The sequence below is a fragment of the Halopseudomonas xiamenensis genome, from assembly GCF_014219065.1.
In the GTDB taxonomy this organism is placed as follows: Bacteria; Pseudomonadota; Gammaproteobacteria; order Pseudomonadales; family Pseudomonadaceae; genus Halopseudomonas; species Halopseudomonas xiamenensis.
This window is the reverse complement of the sequence record NZ_JACLGO010000020.1, coordinates 63526-83615: the sequence shown is the minus strand read 5'-3', so window position 1 is coordinate 83615 and position 20090 is coordinate 63526. Positions and strand designations below refer to the sequence as shown.

Below are 20090 nucleotides of genomic sequence, written 5' to 3'. Positions count from 1 at the left end.
TTGGCTCATGCTTCATACCGGTGAGAGGGAAAACAACCTCCAGCCTACCGAACAACTGAGATACTTTCACAGTCTCACCTGCGCTACGCCATGCCCTGCCCCCAACACCCGGCGGCCTCGCCAAGCGAACCCTGTCGCACTCCGCACGCCTTGTCACTTGCCACAACACCGATTGAGTGCAACGCTTAGGCAATCTTCGAAGGAGTGAATGTCATGTTCCGGTTACCACTGCCCGCGCTGTGCGCGTTGCTGTTGCTGGCCAGCCCCGCTGGGGCGCAGATCTATACCTGGACCGATGCGCAGGGAAATCGTGTCTATTCCGACCACCCCAGGCCCGGGGCGGAGACCGTCGAGCTGGGCACCACCAATGTAGTGGCGCCAGTCCCGGCGACCACCACGCGCAGCGCGCCCGACAACACCGAGCGACCGGCCCGGGAAAGCTTCTATCGCCAGCTGAGCATTACCAACCCGGCCCATGACAGCGCCATCCGCAGCAACGAGGGCGACCTGACCCTGACCATCGCCACCGATCCGCCACTCAGTGGCAGTCATCTGCTGAAGGTATCCATCGACGGTGCAGTGAACCCCACCGGCGTGCCCGGCAATGGGGCAGCCGTGCAGCAACTGACCGTGCACAACATCGACCGGGGCAGCCATGAGATCGCCGTGGTGGTGGTCAATGCCCGGGGCGAGGAGCTGCAGCGCAGCCCGCCGATCACCGTGCACCTGCAGCGTACCTCGCTCAATCAGCCGGGCCGGGGTGGCGCCAACCAGGCTCCGCAGGCCCCTGCCGCACCGCGCGCACCGAATGTGCCTCGCCCAGGCAGTGGAGGCTGACTGCACCCCACACTGCGCACCATTTTGGTGCGCACGCACTCTTTTCGTGCCATAGTCATTCGCTGATCGGCCCAGCCCGCCCATCAGCGAAGGGAGCAACACCGCACGGGTCCGCTGTCAGTCGGGGCCAGACGGTATCCCTGCAGCGAATGCACCAGCCCGCCGGCAATATCCAGGAATCTGGTGCGCTTCTTGCAGTTGCTCCTTTATCACCGTCACGCCCATGCCGTGGATAAATGCCTATGCTGCCTGAGCACTTCCTGCGCCAAATATTGGATAACCTGACCACTGCTGTATTGCTGCTGGACAGCGCCCTGCGAGTCCACTACGTGAACCCCGCGGCCGAGATGCTGTTGGAGGTCAGTGGCCAGCGGGTCAACGGCCAGCATGTCACCAGTCTGTTCAGTGACTCGGTGGCCTCGCTGCAATCGCTGCGCAACACCGTCAGCTCCGGCCACCCCTTCACCAAGCGCGAGGCCCAGCTGCAGCTGAGCAATGGCCAGTGCCTGATGGCCGACTATTCGGTGACCCCGGTCAGCGCCCTGGAGCGCAGCTGGATATTGCTGGAGATCCTGCCCCGCGACCGCCTGCTGCGCATCACCAAGGAGGAGGCGCAGCTGTCCAAGCAGGAAGTCACCCGGGTGCTGGTGCGCGGGCTGGCCCATGAGATCAAGAACCCGCTGGGCGGCATCCGCGGCGCGGCGCAGTTGCTGGCACGCGAGCTGCCCGAGGAAGCCCTGCACGATTACACCGATGTGATCATCCAGGAGGTCGACCGTCTGAGCAATCTGGTCGACCGCATGCTCGGCCCCTACCAGCCGCCCACGCTGTCGCGCATCAACATCCATGAGATCACCGAGCACGTCTGCAGCCTGGTGCAGGCCGAGGCCCAGGGCCAGTTGCAGATCCAGCGCGACTACGATCCCAGTATTCCGGACCTGATGGGCGATCGCGAACAACTGATCCAGGCTGTACTCAACATCATGCGCAATGCGATGCAGGCGATTCTGTCCGAGCGCGATGGCCGGGATGGGCAGATCACCCTGCGCACCCGCACCCTGCGCCAGTTCACCATCGGCCCTCGCCGCCACCGCCTGGTCTGCCGCCTGGAGATCACCGACAACGGCCCGGGCATCGCCCCGGGGATCGTCGATAGCATCTTCTATCCGATGGTCAGCGGGCGCGCCGAGGGCACCGGCCTGGGCCTGTCGATCACCCAGAACATCATCACCCGGCACCATGGCCTGATCGAATGCGACAGCGTGCCGGGCTGCACCACCTTCACCCTGTTTCTACCGCTGCCAACCACCTCCGGGGAGGAAGAATGAGCCAAACCGCCAACGTCTGGATCGTGGATGACGACCGTTCCATCCGCTGGGTACTGGAAAAGGCCCTGCAGCAGGACGGCATGCAGCCGGTTTGCTTCGACAGCGCCGACAGTGCCCTGGCACGCCTGCATCGCCACCAGCGTCCCGATGTCCTGATCAGCGATATCCGCATGCCCGGCACCAGTGGACTGGAGCTGCTGTCGAGCATCCGCGAGCTGCAGCCCAAGCTGCCGGTAATCATCATGACCGCGCACTCGGACCTGGACAGCGCGGTCGCCGCCTACCAGGGCGGCGCCTTCGAGTACCTGCCCAAACCCTTCGATGTCGATGAGGCCGTGGCCCTGGTACGCCGCGCCCTGGCCCATACCCACGAGCAGGATGCCGACGAGCCCGGCAACGGACTGGCGCACACGCCGGAGATCATCGGCGAGGCGCCAGCGATGCAGGAGGTGTTTCGCGCCATCGGCCGGCTGTCGCATTCCAATATCACCGTGCTGATCAACGGCGAGTCGGGGACCGGCAAGGAGCTGGTGGCCCAGGCCCTGCACCGGCACAGCCCGCGGGCGCGCAGTCCGTTCATCGCGCTGAACATGGCGGCGATCCCCCGCGAACTGATGGAGTCGGAACTGTTCGGCCATGAAAAGGGCGCCTTCACCGGCGCCGCCGTACAACGCCGCGGGCGCTTCGAGCAGGCCGACGGCGGCACCCTGTTCCTCGACGAGATCGGCGACATGCCCGCCGAGACCCAGACCCGGCTGCTGCGGGTACTGGCCGACGGCGAATTCTACCGGGTCGGCGGCCACGCGCCGATCAAGGTCGACGTGCGCATCATCGCCGCCACCCACCAGGACCTGGAAGCGCTGGTACAGGCCGGCAAGTTCCGCGAGGACCTGTTCCACCGGCTCAACGTGATCCGCATCCACATCCCCAAGCTGGCCGAACGCCGTGAGGATATCCCGGCCCTGGCACAGCACTTCCTGGCCCGCGCCGCGCGGGAGCTGGCAGTGGAGCCGAAGGTACTCAAACCGCAGACCCAGCAATACCTCAGCGCCCTGCCCTGGCCCGGCAACGTACGCCAGTTGGAGAACACCTGCCGCTGGATCACCGTGATGGCCTCCAGCCGCGAGGTACTGACCGAGGACCTGCCGCCGGAACTGCTCAGCCAGCACCAGCACGGTGCAAGTGATGGTGATTGGGAGCAACATCTGCGCAATTGGGCCGACCAGCAACTGACCCGCGGCGTCACCCAACTGCTGGACCAGGCGGTACCCGCCTTCGAGCGGGTGATGATAGAAACCGCCCTCAAGCACAGCGCCGGCCGCCGCCGGGATGCCGCGCAGCTACTGGGCTGGGGACGTAATACCCTGACCCGCAAGATCAAGGAACTAGGGCTGAATGTCGAGGCCTCGGACGAGGATGAAACCGAATGATCATGCCGTTGCAATAAAAATGGCATGGTTACTGCTTAATCTACAGTGGGTGTACTTGGGGTGACTTCGGTTCAGGCAGGCTGGAGTCGCCTTTTTTTATAGCCTGCCATCCCTGCGGGCCGTCCCTACACGACGTTAGAAATTGCTCCTGGAACTTTTATTGTCTGCCCGTCACGGCCCTTTCCCGACTATTTTCAAGCGGCCCTCCCGGTTACACTCCCCGGGTTTTCCTGCCTGCGGATAGCCCGTCATGTTTCATATCGCCCTGCTCGAACCCGAAATTCCCCCCAATACCGGCAATATCATCCGCCTGTGCGCCAATGCCGGCTGCCAGTTGCATCTGATCGAGCCGTTGGGGTTCGAGCTGGACGACAAGCGGCTGCGCCGCGCCGGGCTGGATTATCATGAATATGCGGCAGTGCAGACCCATCCCGACCTGGACAGTTGCCTGTCCAGCGTCCGCCCCAACCGGGTGTTCGCGCTCAGCACCAAGGGCCGGCAATGCTATAGCGAGGTGCGTTACCAGCCGGGAGACATGTTTCTGTTCGGCCCGGAAAGCCGCGGCCTACCGGCAGAAGTGCGTGAAGGGTTACCCGCCGAGCAGGTGCTGCGCATTCCCATGCACCCAGGCAATCGCAGCCTGAACCTGTCCAACAGTGCGGCGGTGCTGGTCTATGAGGCGTGGCGCCAGCAGGGGTTTGCCGGCAGTCTCTGAGCGGGTCTACGAGCGCTATCGCGGCGAGGCGCCGCTCCTACAATGGGAAGGCCTACCGGGTCGCTCCAAGCGCGCGGTACTGTGGGAGCGCCGCCCCGGCGCGATGCTGGCCGCCAGGCCAGCCCGCGCAATCGGAACAGCTTGAAGCCCTCAACGGGTCTTGATCACCACCTTGCCCACCGCCTGGCGAGTGGACAGCGCGGTCAGCGCCGTTTCGTACTGGTCCAGCTCGAAGGTCTGGGACACCAGCGGCTTGAGTTTGCCTTCGCTGAACCAGCTGAACAGCTGGCGGAAGTTGTCGAGGTTGGCCTGCGGCTCGCGGGTGGCGAAGGCGCCCCAGAACACGCCGACTACGGAGGCACCCTTGAGCAGCGCCAGGTTGACCGGCAGTTCCGGGATGCGGCCACTGGCGAAGCCGACCACCAGCAGGCGGCCCTTCCAGTTGATGCAGCGCATGCACTGGTCGAACAGGTCGCCGCCGACCGGATCGTAGATCACGTCGGCACCCTGGCCATTGGTCAGCGCCTTGACCTTCTCCTTGAAGTCACCCTCGCTGTAGTTGATCACCTCATCGGCACCGGCCTTGCGCGCAACTTCCAGCTTCTCGTCAGTGGAGGCGGCGGCGATCACCCGCGCGCCCATGGCCTTGCCGATTTCCACCGCGGCCAGGCCGACGCCACCGGAGGCGCCGAGCACCAGCAGGGTTTCACCCGGCTGCAGATTGCCGCGCTGAGCCAGCGCATGCATCGAGGTGCCGTAGGTCATGCTGAAACCGGCGGCGGTCACGTAATCCATGTCATCGGGCATGGGCAGTACGCGGAAGGCATCAGCCGCCACCTGCTCGGCAAAGCTGCCGTAGCCGGTCAGGCCCATGACCCGGTCGCCGGGCTTGAGATGCTTGACCTTGGCACCGACGCTGGACACCACACCGGCGGCCTCGCCACCCGGGGAGAACGGGAATGCGGGTTTGACCTGGTACTTGCCTTCGATGATCAGCGTATCCGGGAAGTTGACTCCGGCAGCGTGGATATCGATGACAACCTCGTTGTCCTTGGCTACCGGGTCGGCGGTCTCTTCCAGCGACAGGCTGCTGGCGGGACCGTAGGCTTTGCACAGTACGGCTTTCATGATGGCTCCTCGATTGGATTTTCCACAGTCTAGCTGCGCCCACCGCAACCGGGTCAATCACCATACCGGTGATTGATCGGTCTGCATAAGACAACCAGCTGCCGGCGTCAGAGAAGCCGCGCCGACAGCCATCACTGACTCAGGTAACGCGCCACGTAGCTGTCGAAGTCGATACTGTCGGCCTCCTCCAGCGCCGCCTGATCGGCCAGCGACTGACGAGCGGCCGCGGCAAAGGCCTGCTGCTGCGGTGCGCCCAGTGGGCGCGACAGGAAGTGCTCGCGGTGCTGCTCGGACTGCGCCAGGGCGAAGCGGAAGAAGCTGTCGCCCTGCCCGCCAATTTCCGCCAGTACCCGCGCCGAGGGTGTCAGGGCCGGGTCCTGCAGTTTGGCACGCTGCAATTGCAGGCTGTCGCTGTAGGCGCTAGTGCCCTGCGCGCTGTCCAGCAGGCTGGCACAGGCGGCGATATTGTCCAGCAGATGTTCGCCCCACTCGGTCAGACTGCAGGGTTGGCCCTTGCGGTTCAGCTGCAAGCCCGGCTCGCGGCCACGCTTGACCGTCAAAGCGAAGTTCTCGTCGCTCAGCTGGCATTCCGCCTCGGACATCGCTGGGCTGTCGGCCAGGGCGCAGAACAGCAGGAAGCTGTCGAGGAAATGCGCCGTACTCGGTTCGATACCCATCGGTGCGAAGGGGTCGATATCCAGGCAGCGTACCTCGACGTACTCCACGCCACGTTCGGCCAGCGCATGCACCGGCTTCTCGCCGCTGCGGGTCACCCGCTTGGGCCGGATCGAACTGTAGAACTCGTTCTCGATCTGCAGCAGGTTGGTATTGAGCTGCTGCCACTGACCATCGGCGTCGTGGGTACCGAGCGCGGCATAGCGCGGGTACGGCAGGCTGATGGCCTTCTGCATACTGACGATGTAGCTTTCCAGGCTGTTGTAGCAGACGTTAAGGCCAGCCTGGGCATCGTTGTTGTAGCCCAGGTCGCTCATCCGCAGGCTGGTGGCGTACGGCAGATACAGGCTCTTGTCACCCAGCGGCTGGAGCTGGTGGTCGCGCCCCTGCAGGAAACTGGCGCACAGCGCCGGCGAGGCGCCGAACAGGTACATCAGCAGCCAGGCATAACGACGGAAGTTGCGGATCAGTGCCACGTAGCGCTCGGACTGGTAGTCCTGGGCGCTGCGCGCATCGCCATCCTGCTGCTGCAACGCCTGCCACAGCGCCGGGGCCAGGGAGAAGTTGTAGTGAATGCCGGCAATGCACTGCATGGGCTTGCCGTAGCGTACCGCCAGGCCGCGCCGGTACACATGCTTGAGCATGCCGACATTGGAGCTGCCGTACCAGGCGATCGGGATGTCCTCGTCGCGGGCCGGCAACAGGCAGGGCATGGACTCGGTCCACAGCAGCTCCTCGCCCAGCTCGCCGTAGGCGAAGCGATGAATGTCGTCCAGCTGGCCGAACAGCTCGCCGATATCGCGGCTCACCGGGGTGATCAGCTCGACCAGCGCCTCGGAATAGTCGGTGGTGATGGTCGGGTGGGTCAACGCCGAGCCCCAGGCCAGCGGATGCGGTTGCTGTGACAGTGCGCCACGCGCGTCGATACGCAGGCTTTCCTTCTCGATACCGTGCATGCAGTCACGCAGGCCGTCACGCAGTGACGGTTGCGCCAGCAGGTCGAGGCGTTGCTTCAACAGTGGTGACAAGCGCGTCACTCCTCAGACAATGGAAACGATCAGCCCGGCCATCGCCGGCTCAAATACGGGCGAAAGTGCCGAGACACTTGGCCGCCAGCGCGCCGTCCTGCCACACCTCGCCATCGACCACCATGGTCCGCGTGCCGGCATGCACCACCTTGGCCCGGCACTCCAGAACCCCGCCAGTGATCGCCAGCGTGTAGTTGATCTTGCACTCAATGGTAGCGGTTGATTCATGCGCGTCCAGCAGCGCATAGACCGCTGCGCCCATGGTCGAGTCCAGCAGCGAGAAGGTCACACCGCCATGCACCCGACCGCCGGCATTGAAATGCGCAGGGCCGATTTCCAGGCGCATGCAGCAGCCCTCCCGGTCAAGACTGACCAGCTCCAGCCCCAGCAGTTGGGTGAAGGCGCTCATGCGACTGTCCTTGATGTCCTGCAGTTTCGGATGTTCACTCATGCTGCGTCACTTCCTGAGATTCTTGGCGTTGGCGAACAGGTTGGCAAACGTACCACCAGCCTGTGTTCCGGAGCCAGCCTGGTTTTTCTCGGCACGCGGCTGGCGCGGGCGGTTGCGCTCACCGACCGGGGCGCCACCACGACCGGTACCAGCGGCGCCGGGCTGGTCGCTCATGCGCATGGTCAGGCTGATGCGCTGGCGCGGGATATCCACCTCCAGCACCTTGACCTTGACGATATCGCCAGCCTTGACCACATCGCGCGGGTCCTTGACGAAGTTCTCGCTGAGCATGGAGATATGCACCAGGCCGTCCTGGTGCACGCCGATATCGACGAAGGCGCCGAAGTTGGCGACGTTGCTGACCACGCCCTCCAGCACCATGCCCGGCTGCAGGTCGCTGATCTTCTCCACGCCCTCCTGGAAGACCGCGGCCTTGAATTCCGGGCGCGGGTCACGGCCGGGCTTGTCCAGCTCGGCGAGGATGTCGGTAATGGTAGGGATACCGAAGTGCTCGTCGGTGTAGCGGGCCGGGTCGAGCTTGCGCAGGAACGCCGAGTCACCGATCAGGCTGCGGATATCGCGCCCGGTCTGCTCGGCGATGCGGTTGACCAGTGGGTAGGCTTCGGGGTGCACCGCCGAGGCGTCCAGTGGATTGCTGCCGTTCATTACCCGCAGAAAGCCGGCCGCCTGCTCGAAGGTCTTCTCGCCCAACCGGCTGACCTTGAGCAACTCGCGGCGGCTGCCGAAGGCGCCGTGCTGGTCACGGTAGTCGACGATGTTCTGGGCGATGCTCGGGTTCAAGCCGGAGACCCGGGTCAGCAGCGCCGCCGAGGCGGTATTCAGATCCACTCCCACGGCGTTCACGCAGTCCTCGACCACCGCATCCAGGCTACGCGCCAGCTTCACCTGGGATACATCATGCTGGTACTGGCCGACACCGATGGCCTTGGGCTCGATCTTCACCAGCTCGGCCAACGGATCCTGCAAGCGGCGGCCAATGGACACCGCGCCGCGATAGGTCACATCCAGATCGGGGAATTCCTTGGCCGCCAGCTCGGAAGCCGAGTACACCGAGGCGCCGGCTTCGGAGACGGTGATCTTCTGCATCTTCAGTTCCGGGCACAGCTTGAGCAGGTCACCGGCCAGCTTGTCGCTCTCCCGCGAGGCGGTGCCGTTGCCGATGGCGATCAGGTTGACCTGGTGCTTCTTGCACAGCGCCGCCAGCACTGCCAGCGACTGGTCCCACTGGTTGCGTGGCGCATGCGGAAAGATGGTCGCGGTGTCCACCAGCTTGCCGGTGGCATCGACCACCGCCAGCTTGACGCCGGTGCGCAGGCCGGGGTCCATGGCCAGGGTCACCCGCGGGCCGGCGGGCGCCGCCAGCAGCAGGTCCTTGAGGTTGCTGGCGAACACCCGGATGGCCTCGTCCTCGGCTGCTTCGCGCAGTTCGCCGAGCAGTTCGGTCTCCATGTGCCCGAGCAGCTTGACGCGCCAGGTCCAGCGCACCACCTCGCCCAGCCACTTGTCCGCCGGCCGGCCCTGATTGCTGATGCCGGCGGTCTCGGCGATCAGCCCCTCGCAGGGATGGCTGGCGCTGGCCGGCGCATCCGGCTCGCCCAGTTCCAGGGCAATGCTCAGCACACCCTCGTTACGCCCGCGCAGGATCGCCAGGGCGCGGTGCGACGGTACGTTGCGCAGCGGCTCGTCGTATTCGAAATAGTCACGGAACTTGGCGCCCTCCTGCTCCTTGCCGGCGACCAGCCGCGATACCACCCGGCCGTCCTGGCGCAGGGCCTGGCGCAGGCGCTCGAGCAGGCGGGCATCCTCGCTGAAGCGCTCCATGAGAATGTACTTGGCACCGTCCAGCGCCGCCTTGACGTCGGCCACGCCCTTGTCCGCATCGACGAAACCGGCCGCCAGTTGCTCGGGGTCCAGGTTCGGGTCGGCGTAGAGCTGCTCGGCCAGCGGCCCGAGGCCGGCTTCCAGGGCAATCTGACCCTTGGTGCGGCGCTTGGGCTTGTAGGGCAGGTACAGGTCCTCCAGCACCGTCTTGGTCTCGGCCTGACGGATATCGCGCTCCAGCTCGGGGGTCAGCTTGCCCTGCTCGTCGATGCTCGCCAGGATGCTCTTGCGCCGGTCTTCGAGTTCACGCAGGTAACGCAGGCGCTCTTCCAGCTGGCGCAGCTGCGTATCGTCCAGACTGCCGGTCACTTCCTTGCGATAGCGGGAGATGAAAGGCACGCTGGCGCCTTCGTCGAGCAGGGCGACGGTGGCGACAACCTGTTCGGGGCGCACCGCCAGTTCGGCGGCGATACGCGAGGCAATACTGTCCATGGTCTGTATCCACATCAGTTATCTCAAGCGCGGCAGTATAACCGAGTCGTCGCTCCGGATTGCACTCCCGTGCGCCGGCCACACCAAACGCCAGCGAAACCTCTTGTAACAATGGCCGACTCCCTGTACCACTGGCATCAGCGACAATTACATCCTTCGATAAAGACGGTGCTGCGAATGACCAATACTGAAGGCGAAAAGATTCTGATCGTGGATGACGATGCCCGGCTACGGCGCCTGCTGGAGCGCTTTCTCAGCGAGCAGGGGTACCGTGTCCGCACCGTGGAAGATACCGTGCAGATGGACCGCCTGCTCGATCGCGAACTGTATTCGCTGATCGTGCTGGACCTGATGCTGCCCGGCGAAGACGGCCTCAAGGCCTGCGAGCGGCTGCGCGAGCGCGGCACCACCACGCCGATCATCATGCTCACCGCCAAGGGCGACGAGACCAGCCGCATCCAGGGCCTGGAGTTGGGTGCCGACGACTACCTGCCCAAGCCGTTCAACCCGCGCGAGCTGGTCGCCCGCATCAAGGCCGTGCTGCGCCGCCAGGCGCCGCAGATTCCCGGCGCACCCACCACCGAGAACAACGAAGTGACCTTCGGCGACTTCGTGCTCAGCCTGTCGACCCGCGAACTGCGCCGTGGCGAGGAGGTGCACATGCTGACCTCGGGTGAATTCTCCGTGCTCAAGGCGCTGGTGCATCATCCGCGCATTCCGCTGACCCGGGACAAGCTCATGCAACTGGCCCGTGGCCGCGAGTGGGATGCGCTGGAACGCTCCATCGACGTGCAGATTTCCCGGTTGCGGCGCCTGCTCGAACCCGATCCGTCCAAGCCACGCTACATCCAGACCGTATGGGGCGTGGGCTATGTGTTCGTGCCGGATGGCCAACAACAGTGAAGGGCGGCCCCGGCTGGCATCCGTTGCTGCCCCGCAGCTTCTTTGCCCGCACCCTGCTGCTGGTCCTGTTGACCCTGATGTTCTCCAAGATCCTCACCCTGGTGTACCTGGTGAGCAACGAGGACCTGCTGGTCGATCGCCAGTACAGCCACGGCACCGCCATGCTGGTGCACGCCTACTGGGCCAGCGGCCCGGAGGCACGCGCTGATCTGGAGAACATCACCGGCCTGGAACTGGTGCACCACAGCCAGGTGCCGAGCGGGGAAATCCACTGGCCCTACTCCGGGGTGTTCACCAACCAGCTGCGCAATGAACTGGGCGACCGCACCGAAATCCGCGTGCAGACCCAGGAGCAGCCGGCGATCTGGGTGCACCAGCCCAGCTACGGCGAGCAGTGGCTCAAGGTGCCGCTGTATGCCCACCCGTTGCGTGGCCAGCGGGTCTGGCTGGTGGTCAGTTGGCTGACGCTGATCGTCATGCTGTCGACCGCCGCCGCCTGGATATTCGTGCGCCAGCTCAACCATCCCCTGCAGACCCTGGCCCAGGCCGCCCGGCGTATTGGCCAGGGCCACAGCGTACGTTTGCTGGATACCAGCGGGCCTGCGGAGATCGCCGAGGTCTATCGCGCCTTCAACCAGATGGCGCAGGATGTCGAGCAGGCCAGCAGCGACCGTGCCCTGCTGCTGGCCGGCGTTTCCCATGACCTGCGCACGCCGCTGACGCGCATGCGCCTGTCCACCGAGCTGATGTCCGACGCCGAGCCGGAACTGACCGAGGGCATGATCCGCGATATCGAGGACATGGACGCCATTCTCGATCAGTTCATGGCCTATATCCGCGATGGCAGCGCCGAGCCGTGCGAGCCCTGCGACCTGAATGAACTGATTCGCGAGGTGGTCACGCCGGTCAACGCCAGCGAACAGCTGGTGCGCCTGTGCCTGGAGCCGGTGCCGGAACTGGCGCTGCGCCGTCTGTCGATCAAGCGCCTGCTGACCAACCTGATCGAGAATGCACTGAACCATGGCGGCACCGGCGTGGAAATCTCCAGTCACCTGGAGCGCAGCGCCATCCAGCCCTGCGTGGTGGTCAGCGTGCTCGACCGCGGGCCGGGTATCGACCAGAGCGAAGGGGAAGACCTGTTCACGCCGTTCATTCGCGGCGACCGGGCGCGCTCGACCAAGGGCACCGGCCTGGGCCTGGCCATCGTCAAGCGCATCGCCGACAGCCATGGCATCAGCGTGCAACTGCTCAACCGCAGCGGTGGTGGTACCGAGGCGCGACTGCGTTTTCCGGTGCCGACGCTGTGAGCTGCCACCGGGTACCGGTGCAGGCCGGCGTGTAGTGGACCTACGCTACGCCGGCGATACTTGCCCCACCGTGCAAACCCGTCGTCGAGTCGAGCGCGACCCGAGGCGCTCGACAACCCGAGATGTAGCGCACCTGCACTACCTGTAATCTCTGCCGAGCAACCGGGGTGTAGCGCGCCTGCGCTACGCCTGCGGCTTCAGCCCTGCAATACACCAGCCTGCGCCAGCGCCTGCTCGATGGCCTGCAGGTCGGGAATCAGCAGCTCCTGCTGCTCGCCGGCCAGGCGTACTGGCTGACTGATGAACTGACTGGGCGCACCGGCAGCCTCGATTTCACCACGCAGCACCTTCTTCGAGCGTGGAATGCCGGCTATCCGCATGCCGATGAAACTCACCCCCTGGCGCTCCCCCACGGCGTTGAGGATAAGCGTGCGCGGCACCTGCGGTTCGCTCGCCTGCGGCTGCCCCAGCAGCACCTCCGGATCGATCAGCGGTACCTTCTGGTCTCGCCACTGGGTCCAGCCGAGAAACCAGGCAGGTCCAGCGCTGGCCGCCTGGCTCAGGCGGTACCCGGCCAGCTCGGCCACCGCCACGTTGGGCAGCAGCAACGGCTGCCCGGCCAGCGGGATAATCAGGCCGTTGAGGCTTTCCAGTGCATCTGACATACCATGAATCCTCTTGATCTAGGGCCTGTTGATGTTTCAACCGGCCAGCGGACGTTCCTGTTCAAGCCATTGGCGCATGGCGACGGCCAGCTCCTCGGGTGATCCTTCGCGGCTGCTGTAGCCCGCCTGCCGCACCGCCTGGGGCATGGTCGCGCAGGCTGCACTGGCGGCGCTCTGGGTCCATATTTCCATGCCCTGGCGACGCATCCGCCCGCAGGCCTCCACGCCATCCTCGCCCATGCCGCTGAAAATGATCGCCCCGCAGCTCGGCGCAAAAGCCACCGCCAGCTCATCCAGCAGGCTTTCGATCGCCGGCTGGTAGGCGCCCGGCCAGGGCCGGTCGTGCATCTGCAGCTGTCCCTGCGGGCCGAAGCTCAGCGTCTGGCTGATCGGCGCCACCAGCACCTCACCGGGCTGCAACTGGCTGCCCTCGACGCAGTTGCGGATATGCCAGGCGTTCTCGCGGCCGAGAATGCGTGGCAGCTGCTGCTCGAAACCGGCATCGATATGCTGCGCATAGACGAAGGCGATCGGCAACTGCGCCGGCAGCGCATCGAGAAAGCGCTTGACCGCCGCCGGCCCACCCAGCGAGGCACCGAGCAGCCACACACAACAGTGCGTCTGCGGCGGTTGCACCGGCGCAGACGGCAGGCTCGGCAACACCGCCGGCTCGCCGAGCAGTGCGCACAGTTTGCCGAACAACCGACGCTGCCAGCGAACATGATCCTCATGCTGCGGCGGCGGTATTTCACCGGCACCGAACAGCAGCGGCACCGGGCTGTGTTCCAGCAGCCAGTCCACCAGCGGCGACTCCTCGGCCATGTCCAGCAGCCACAGGTCGGTCATCACCGCGCCCAGCTGGGCCGGCTGTACCTGCGCCGGCAGGGCGTTAAACACCACCCGGTAACCGAATGCCTGCACCGCCTGCGCCAGGCTGCTGCGCCCGCTGTTGCTGGCCACCAGCAGCGCCACCGCCGGAGCCGGAGCAGGCGCCGGTGTCTCAGTCACGGCGGTTGACCAGACTGCCGATCAGTTCCAGCAGTTGGGCTTCCTGGTAGGGTTTGCCCAGGTACTCGTTGACCCCCAGGCTGCGGGCCCGCTCGCGGTGTTTCTCACCGGTACGCGAGGTGATCATGATGATCGGCAGATCCTTCAGCCGCTCGTCGTGGCGTACCAGGGTGGCTACCTCGAAGCCATCCATGCGCGGCATCTCGATATCCAGCAGCATGATGTCCGGCTGCAGGTCCTGCAGCCGGGCGATGGCCTCGACTCCGTCCTTGGCGGTGATCACTTCCATGCCATGGCGCTCCAGCAGGCGGCTGGTGACCTTGCGCACGGTAATTGAATCATCCACCACCATCACCAGGGTCGAGCGCCGGCTCTGCGGTGCCGCCCGCTCGGCCGCCAGCTGCTGCTGCGAATGCAGCGCCTGCTGGGCGCGGATCACCGCCAGCAGATCGAGAATCACCACCACCCGACCATCCCCGAGGATGGTCGCCCCGGAAATACCGGGCACCACGGCGAACTGCCGACCGAGGCTCTTCACCACGATCTCCCGGGAGCCAGCCAGCGAGTCGACCTGCACCGCCACACTGTGCTCGGCACCGCGCACCAGGATCACCGGCAGCGGCAGGCTGTGACCACTGAGCCGGGGCTGCTGACCGGTGACCAGCAGGTCACCGATGTAGCGCAGGTCGTACTGCTTGCCAGCATACTCGAAGGGCGGCGCATCCGGCGCGTAGTAGGCCTCCAGCTCGTATCCGGAGACCCGCACGATACCTTCGATGGTATTCAACGGGATGGCGTACAAGTCGTCGCCGGAATACACCATCAGCGCCCGGTTGACCGATACGGTGAAAGGCAGGCGGATAATGAAGGTGGTACCGGCCCCCGGCTCGGTGGACAGCGTCATGCTGCCCCCCAGTTGCTTGATCTCGGCATTGACCACGTCCATGCCGACGCCGCGGCCGGAAATCTGCGTGACCCGCTGCGCGGTACTGAAACCGGCCTCAAGGATGAACTGCAGCACTTCCTGGTCGCTCAATTGGGCATCGGCGTCCATCAGGCCGCGCTCGATGGCCTTGCTGCGCACCGCGTCCAGGTCGACGCCGCTACCGTCATCGGCCAGGCGGATAATGATCTCGCTGCCTTCACGGTGCAGCTCCAGGCTGATCCGGCCGCTCTCCGGCTTGCCCTGTTCGGCCCGCAGTGCCGGCACTTCGATACCGTGGTCGACGGCATTGCGCAGCATGTGTTCGAGTGGACCCATCATGCGCTCGAGCACGCTGCGGTCCATTTCCCCTTCGGCATTGCCCACCGCCAGGGTGACCTGCTTGCCCAGCTCTGCGGATACCTGCCGTACCACCCGGCGCAGACGCGGCAGCAACCGCTCGAAGGGCACCATGCGGGTACGCATGAGACCCTCCTGCAGCTCGGTGTTGACCCGCGCCTGCTGCAGCAGCAGGGTCTCGGCATCCCGACTCTTGGCCGCCAGCGTCTCCTTCAGGTCGAACATGTCCGAGGCCGACTCGAACAGCGAACGGGACAGTTGCTGCAACTGCGAGTAACGGTCCATTTCCAGCGGATCGAAATCCTCGTAGGCCTGTTCGATCTCCTCTTGGTGGCGTGACAGGATCTGCGCCTGGGTCTCCATGTCCAGGCGCCGTAGCTGGTCACGCACCCGCTCGATGGTGCTTTCCATATCGGTCAGCGTCTGGCTGATATCGCTGACCTGCTGCTCGACGCGGCCACGGAAGATTGACGTCTCGCCAGCCAGGTTGACCAGTTCCTCGAGCAGCGGCGCCGGTACCTTGATGGTTTCCTGCACCGACGCGCGACTGTTCGTGGCCTCCACCGGCCGATCCCCGGCCATCGCCTGCTGCAGGATGGCCCGCACCTCGGCCAGGGTCTGCTGCGTATCGGCGCCAGCTGCTGCGGCGGGCGCCTCGACCAGTGGGCCCGGGGTTACCGGCAGGGTCCATTCCACCGCCGGGAAGTCCTGTCCGGCGGCCAGTTGCTCGACACCGGTCTGCAGTTCGTCCAGCAGCGCGTCCAGGCCGTTGGATGCGCTGGGACTGGTCTGCTGCAACGCCGTTTCCAGGCGCCGCGCCTGTTCCGCCAGGGCCTGCTGGTCAGCCAGACGGGCACTGCCCTTGAGGGTCTGGATACGGTGCAGCAGCTCCTGCGCCGCCTGCGGCTCGGCCTCGCGGCGGGCCAGCAGTTCGGCGCAGGGTTGCAGCAGCTCGCCGGCCTCTTCCAGGAACATGCCCAGCATGCCTGATACCGGCGCTGCCAGGGTCAGCAGTGGTGTCTCGACCGGCGCGGCGGCGGGCGGCTCGACGGGCGCCTCGCTGGGCAACCGCGGTGGCCGGTCCGGCTCGGCGCGGAAATCGCGGATCGCCCGGATCAGCGCCATGCCGTCGCTGATCGAACGTCCGCCGATGATCCCCTCGACCATCTCCGCCAGGCCGTCCTGGCAGGCCTGCAAGAGTTCGGGCAAGCCCTGCAGGATATCGAAGCGGTGCGCCGCCAGCCCTTCGTAGAGGAATTCCAGTTCGTGGGCCAGATCGCCCACCGGACGAATCTCGGCCATGCGCGCGCCGCCCTTGAGGGTGTGCAGGTCGCGCAGCAGGGCATGCAGCGGGGCATCGTCGTCGGTATCGGCCAGCCACTGCTGCAGGCTGGCTGCCGAGGTATCGAGTATTTCCTGAGCTTCCTCGAGGAAGATATCCACCAGTTCGGCATCGGTACCGGCATCGCCGGGGTTCCATATACCCTGCGCAACATCTGCGATAGGGGCAGCCAAGGGCGTCGGGCTGGGTTCCGGCTGCTCGATAGGCCGGGTGAACAGTGCCTGCAGCGCCTGCAACTCGGCAGTTGCCGGCTGGATATGCTGGTGTGCGGCGACCTGGTCCATCATGCCGATCAGCCGCTCATGACCCTGGGCCAGACACGCGGCCACCTCGTCGCTGAACGGCAGGCGCTTGCCCAGCAGCGCCTCATGGACATCTTCCAGCCCCTGGCACAGCTCATCGATCGGCCCCAGTTCGACTTCCACCGCCACCTCCGCCAGGGCACGCAACGCGCGGGCCACGGCGGCATGCTCGACGGTTGCCGGCTCCTGCAGCAATTCATCCGCCGCATCCAGCAGCAGGTCTATGCCCTCGGTGAGGAAGATCGACAGCAGGTCGGTATCGCTGGCTCCCTCGAGCTGCGAACGGCTGCTGTCGCGCTTCTCCAGGGCATCGCGGTGAATCGTTTCAAGCCGCTGCAGGAAGGCCTCGGTGCCGTCGATCGGACGATTGGCGTCGTCCTGCTCCTGCCAGCCCCGCAGCATGCCCAGCGCATCGCCGAGCAGTTCGACCAAGGCATGGTCGGCCGGGATCAGGTTGGCCTTGAAGTCCTTGGTCAGTTTCTCCAGTGGTGTCGCCAGACGTGCGATCGGCTGGATACCGGCCATGTGCGCGCTGCCCTTGAGCGTGTGCAGCGCACGCTGCAGGGCATCGCTCAGTGGGCATGGCAGGCCCTGCTCGCACTTGTCGAGGAAGGCACTGATCTGCTCTATATGAGTCTGGGTTTCAGCCCGGAAGATTTTCAGCAGCAGCGGGTCCAGCTCGGTCTGTGCACTGGCGGTAATCGTCGGCGGCGCTTCCGGCTCGGCCTCGAGTTGCTGCTCCGCGGCGGCTTGCTCCGGCTGTTCCGCTGGCTCCATGGCAGGTGGCGGATAGTCTGCCAGCGGCGCGTCGATCGCATCCGGCTCACTGTCAGTGTCTTCGACCAGATCCGCTGCGGGCAACTCCTCCAGCTCTGGCAGGGTTGGCAGTTCGGAGGCTGGCGGGATATCCATCGGCAGCTCCGGCTCGCTCGCCGACAGGTCCTCGAGCTGCACTTGCGCGGCCTCATCCTCCGGCAGTTCCAACCCGGCAAACGGCTCCATCTCCGGCAACGGGATATCGTCCAGATCGATACTGTCACCGACGTTGTCGACACTGTCTGCCAGCTCAAGCTCGGCCATGTCCGGCTGCTCGATACTGTCGACCGCCTGCTGCGGCTCGGCAGGCTGCTCCTCGACAGTGACGCTGGGCAGCGTCTCGGGCAGCTCGCCACGGGCCAGGGCCTCGGCCTGGCTCGCCAGCCGTTCGACCTCCGGCAGCACCTGCTGACGGCCGGCAGCGAAGCCCTCCAGCAGCGCCGGCATCAACGCGCGCACCGCGTTGACCACGGCAAATACCGGCGGACTGGCCGCCACATTGCCATCGATCACCCGGTTGAGCATGTTCTCCACCGCCCAGGCCAGCTCGGCCAGCACGCCGGCCTTGACCATGCGGCCACTGCCCTTGAGGGTATGGAAGCCACGCCGGACTTCCGCGCGTGATGCGCCGTCCTCGAGATCGGCCTGCCAACGGGGCGTGTATTCATCGAGGGTCTCCAGCACTTCGCCGACCTCCTCGATGAAGATTTCCAACAGTTCGGGATCGACCTCGTCATCGTCCCCCTCATCGGCTGTCGATACAGGGGTGGCCGGCGCTGGCGCTGGCGCAGCCCTTTCCTGCTCTGGCTCCTCGCTCTGCAACGCTTCCAGGTCGGCTGGCGCATAACCGAGCAGCGCCAGGCGCTGCTCGGCTACGGCGAGAATGCTGTCGCCCCGATCGGCATTGTCCTCGGCTACCCGCTCCAGGTAGTAATCGATGCTGGTGATCACATCCGCCAGGGCATCCAGCGCCTCCCAATCCGGTACCTGGCGCTCACGCAGCAATTGCCGGCTCAGGTACAGACGGCAGGCGGCCACCGCAGCGGCCGCGCGCTCCAGCGGCAGCATGGCCAAGCCTCCACGCACGCTGTTGAGCAGTTCGTCGACCGGCTCCAGCTGGCTGTAGTCCCACTGCCCGGCAATAAAGGCGTTGATCGCTTCACGGGTCTGCTCCAGTGCATTGCGTGCCTCGAATACCACCTGCTGCTGAATCTGCAGCATCTCCTGGGCGCTGGCCAACTGGCGTACCGGGCTACCCTCCGCGGTGGATTCGGTGGTCGCGCGCTCCATGGCGAAGATGCCATGCATGCTGGCCTCGACATACAGCATGCCGCCGGCGACTTCCATCAGTTGCGCATCGCTGGGCGCGGTGCTGGCCGAGGCCAGTTGCTCGACCCGCTCGATCTGCTCCTGCAACACCCGCCGCGGCTGGCCCAGGCCCAGTACCGCCAGGGTATCGGCAATCCGCTTCATGTTCGGCAACAGCGCGTCCAGTTCCTCTGTGCGCCGCTCGTTGCTGCGCACGAACAGGTCAAGGCGCTCCTTGACCTGCAGCAGCTCCTCGTTCAGCGCCAGCGCCACCGACTGCATGGTGCCGCGGTCCGGTCCGACCAGCGGGCTGTCGCTGGGCTGGGCCTGTGGCTCGGCGTCGACCCACAGCGCCTGCAACTGGTAGTGCTGCTGCAAGGCGTCGAGGCGTGGGCTGTTGCCACCGCTCTTGGCCACATAGAACAGCAGGTTGCGCAGCAGCTCGGGAGCCGGTGCACGCTGGCTGACCAACGCCGGCTCGTCCAGCAGCTGGCGCAATTCGCGGTCGGCCTGGCGCAACAACTGGCGGATGGCCGCACCATTGTCGATACTGCCGTACTCCAGGCCCTCGGCAACGCCGGCGAAGATCGCCCACAATTCGGCAAAGCGGGTACCCTGGAACAGCTGTTCAAGGCGGACGAACACCCGTCCCAGCTGCTGGCTGCTGCGCTGCACGTCCTGTTCGCGAATGATCGCCGCATGGGCGATCTGCATGGCCTGGCGCAACTTGCGCAGTTGCAGCACCACCTGTTCACTGGAGAAGTCGACCTGGCGCTCGGCCGCAGCCTCCTGGCCGGCCTTCAACTCGGGATTGAACAGCGCGTTTTCCGACAGCAGCTTTTCACCCCGTGCCGTGCGCATGTCGTTCAACAATGGCAGCAGCAGCAACGGCAGGTCGCGCCGCCCACGCTGCACCCGGTCGAGGTAGGCGGGCATCTGCAGGATCGCCTGCATCAGGACTTCCAGCGCCTCGGACTCGCGACTGCAACTGCCATGCATCAGCGCCTGGGCGAGCTTCTCCATTTCCTCGGCCAGCAGCGCCGCGCCGTAGAATTCCACCATCTGCAAGGTGCCATGGACCTGATGGATATAGGTCAGGCAAAAACGCAGGCGCGTCGTATCCCCGGGGTTGTCGACGAAGGCTTTCAGTGCCTGACGCGCTTGGTTCAGCGTCTCGGAAATTTCGCCTTTAACCCAGTCGAGGGCGACATAATCATGCCGATCACCCATA

General features: G+C 65.4%; 13 protein-coding genes. 6 read left to right on the top strand and 7 right to left on the bottom strand.

The window, feature by feature from the left end; genetic code table 11:
- The first annotated feature begins 213 nt into the window (after window positions 1–213).
- From H6X51_RS13750 to trmL, 4 genes are all read left to right on the top strand, one after another.
- Window positions 214–837, top strand: a complete 624-nt coding sequence (locus H6X51_RS13750; RefSeq protein WP_185268061.1) for a DUF4124 domain-containing protein — start codon at window positions 214–216, stop codon at window positions 835–837.
- Between the two features lie 242 nt (window positions 838–1079).
- Window positions 1080–2165 carry a nitrogen regulation protein NR(II) gene (gene glnL / locus H6X51_RS13745; protein ID WP_185268060.1) on the top strand — a complete coding sequence of 362 codons (1086 nt, stop codon included), beginning with the start codon at window positions 1080–1082 and terminating at the stop codon, window positions 2163–2165.
- Window positions 2162–3595 (top strand): nitrogen regulation protein NR(I), encoded by a 1434-nt coding sequence (ntrC, locus tag H6X51_RS13740; protein WP_185268059.1) that lies wholly within the window; start codon window positions 2162–2164, stop codon window positions 3593–3595. The genes glnL and ntrC overlap by 4 nt, the downstream gene beginning before the upstream one ends.
- 250 nt (window positions 3596–3845) lie before the next feature.
- Window positions 3846–4310 (top strand): tRNA (uridine(34)/cytosine(34)/5-carboxymethylaminomethyluridine(34)-2'-O)-methyltransferase TrmL, encoded by a 465-nt coding sequence (gene trmL, locus H6X51_RS13735; protein ID WP_185268058.1) that lies wholly within the window; start codon window positions 3846–3848, stop codon window positions 4308–4310.
- 150 nt (window positions 4311–4460) lie between these two features.
- On the opposite strand, the gene H6X51_RS13730 is transcribed toward trmL, so the two are convergent.
- The 4 genes from H6X51_RS13730 to H6X51_RS13715 form a co-directional block, all read right to left on the bottom strand.
- Window positions 4461–5438, bottom strand: a complete 978-nt coding sequence (locus tag H6X51_RS13730; RefSeq protein ID WP_185268057.1) for an NADPH:quinone oxidoreductase family protein — start codon at window positions 5436–5438, stop codon at window positions 4461–4463.
- A 131-nt stretch (window positions 5439–5569) separates the two neighbouring features.
- On the bottom strand, window positions 5570–7141 hold the full coding sequence (gene gshA, locus H6X51_RS13725) for a glutamate--cysteine ligase (RefSeq protein ID WP_185268056.1): 1572 nt from the start codon (window positions 7139–7141) through the stop codon (window positions 5570–5572).
- A 49-nt stretch (window positions 7142–7190) separates the two neighbouring features.
- Complete coding sequence (locus H6X51_RS13720; RefSeq protein ID WP_185268055.1) at window positions 7191–7592, bottom strand: PaaI family thioesterase; 402 nt, start codon at window positions 7590–7592, stop codon at window positions 7191–7193.
- Between the two features lie 6 nt (window positions 7593–7598).
- Window positions 7599–9926, bottom strand: coding sequence for a Tex family protein (locus H6X51_RS13715; protein ID WP_185268054.1), 2328 nt, complete (start codon window positions 9924–9926; stop codon window positions 7599–7601).
- 177 nt (window positions 9927–10103) lie between these two features.
- Between H6X51_RS13715 and ompR the strand changes: the two genes are divergently transcribed.
- Window positions 10104–10829: an osmolarity response regulator transcription factor OmpR gene (gene ompR, locus H6X51_RS13710; protein WP_185268053.1), complete on the top strand. Its 726-nt coding sequence runs from the start codon at window positions 10104–10106 to the stop codon at window positions 10827–10829.
- Window positions 10826–12136, top strand: coding sequence for an ATP-binding protein (locus H6X51_RS13705; RefSeq protein ID WP_328795676.1), 1311 nt, complete (start codon window positions 10826–10828; stop codon window positions 12134–12136). The genes ompR and H6X51_RS13705 overlap by 4 nt, the downstream gene beginning before the upstream one ends.
- A 197-nt stretch (window positions 12137–12333) precedes the next feature.
- On the opposite strand, the gene H6X51_RS13700 is transcribed toward H6X51_RS13705, so the two are convergent.
- Genes H6X51_RS13700 through H6X51_RS13690 form a run of 3 tightly spaced genes read right to left on the bottom strand, consistent with a single transcriptional unit; the run spans window position 12334 to window position 20089 of the window.
- The gene (locus tag H6X51_RS13700; RefSeq protein WP_185268051.1) at window positions 12334–12801 is read right to left on the bottom strand and encodes a chemotaxis protein CheW; all 468 of its coding nucleotides are present in this window, start codon (window positions 12799–12801) and stop codon (window positions 12334–12336) included.
- 36 nt (window positions 12802–12837) lie between these two features.
- On the bottom strand, window positions 12838–13809 hold the full coding sequence (locus H6X51_RS13695) for a chemotaxis protein CheB (protein ID WP_328795675.1): 972 nt from the start codon (window positions 13807–13809) through the stop codon (window positions 12838–12840).
- The gene (locus H6X51_RS13690; protein WP_185268050.1) at window positions 13802–20089 is read right to left on the bottom strand and encodes an Hpt domain-containing protein; all 6288 of its coding nucleotides are present in this window, start codon (window positions 20087–20089) and stop codon (window positions 13802–13804) included. The genes H6X51_RS13695 and H6X51_RS13690 overlap by 8 nt, the downstream gene beginning before the upstream one ends.
- Between the last annotated feature and the right edge of the window lies 1 nt (window position 20090).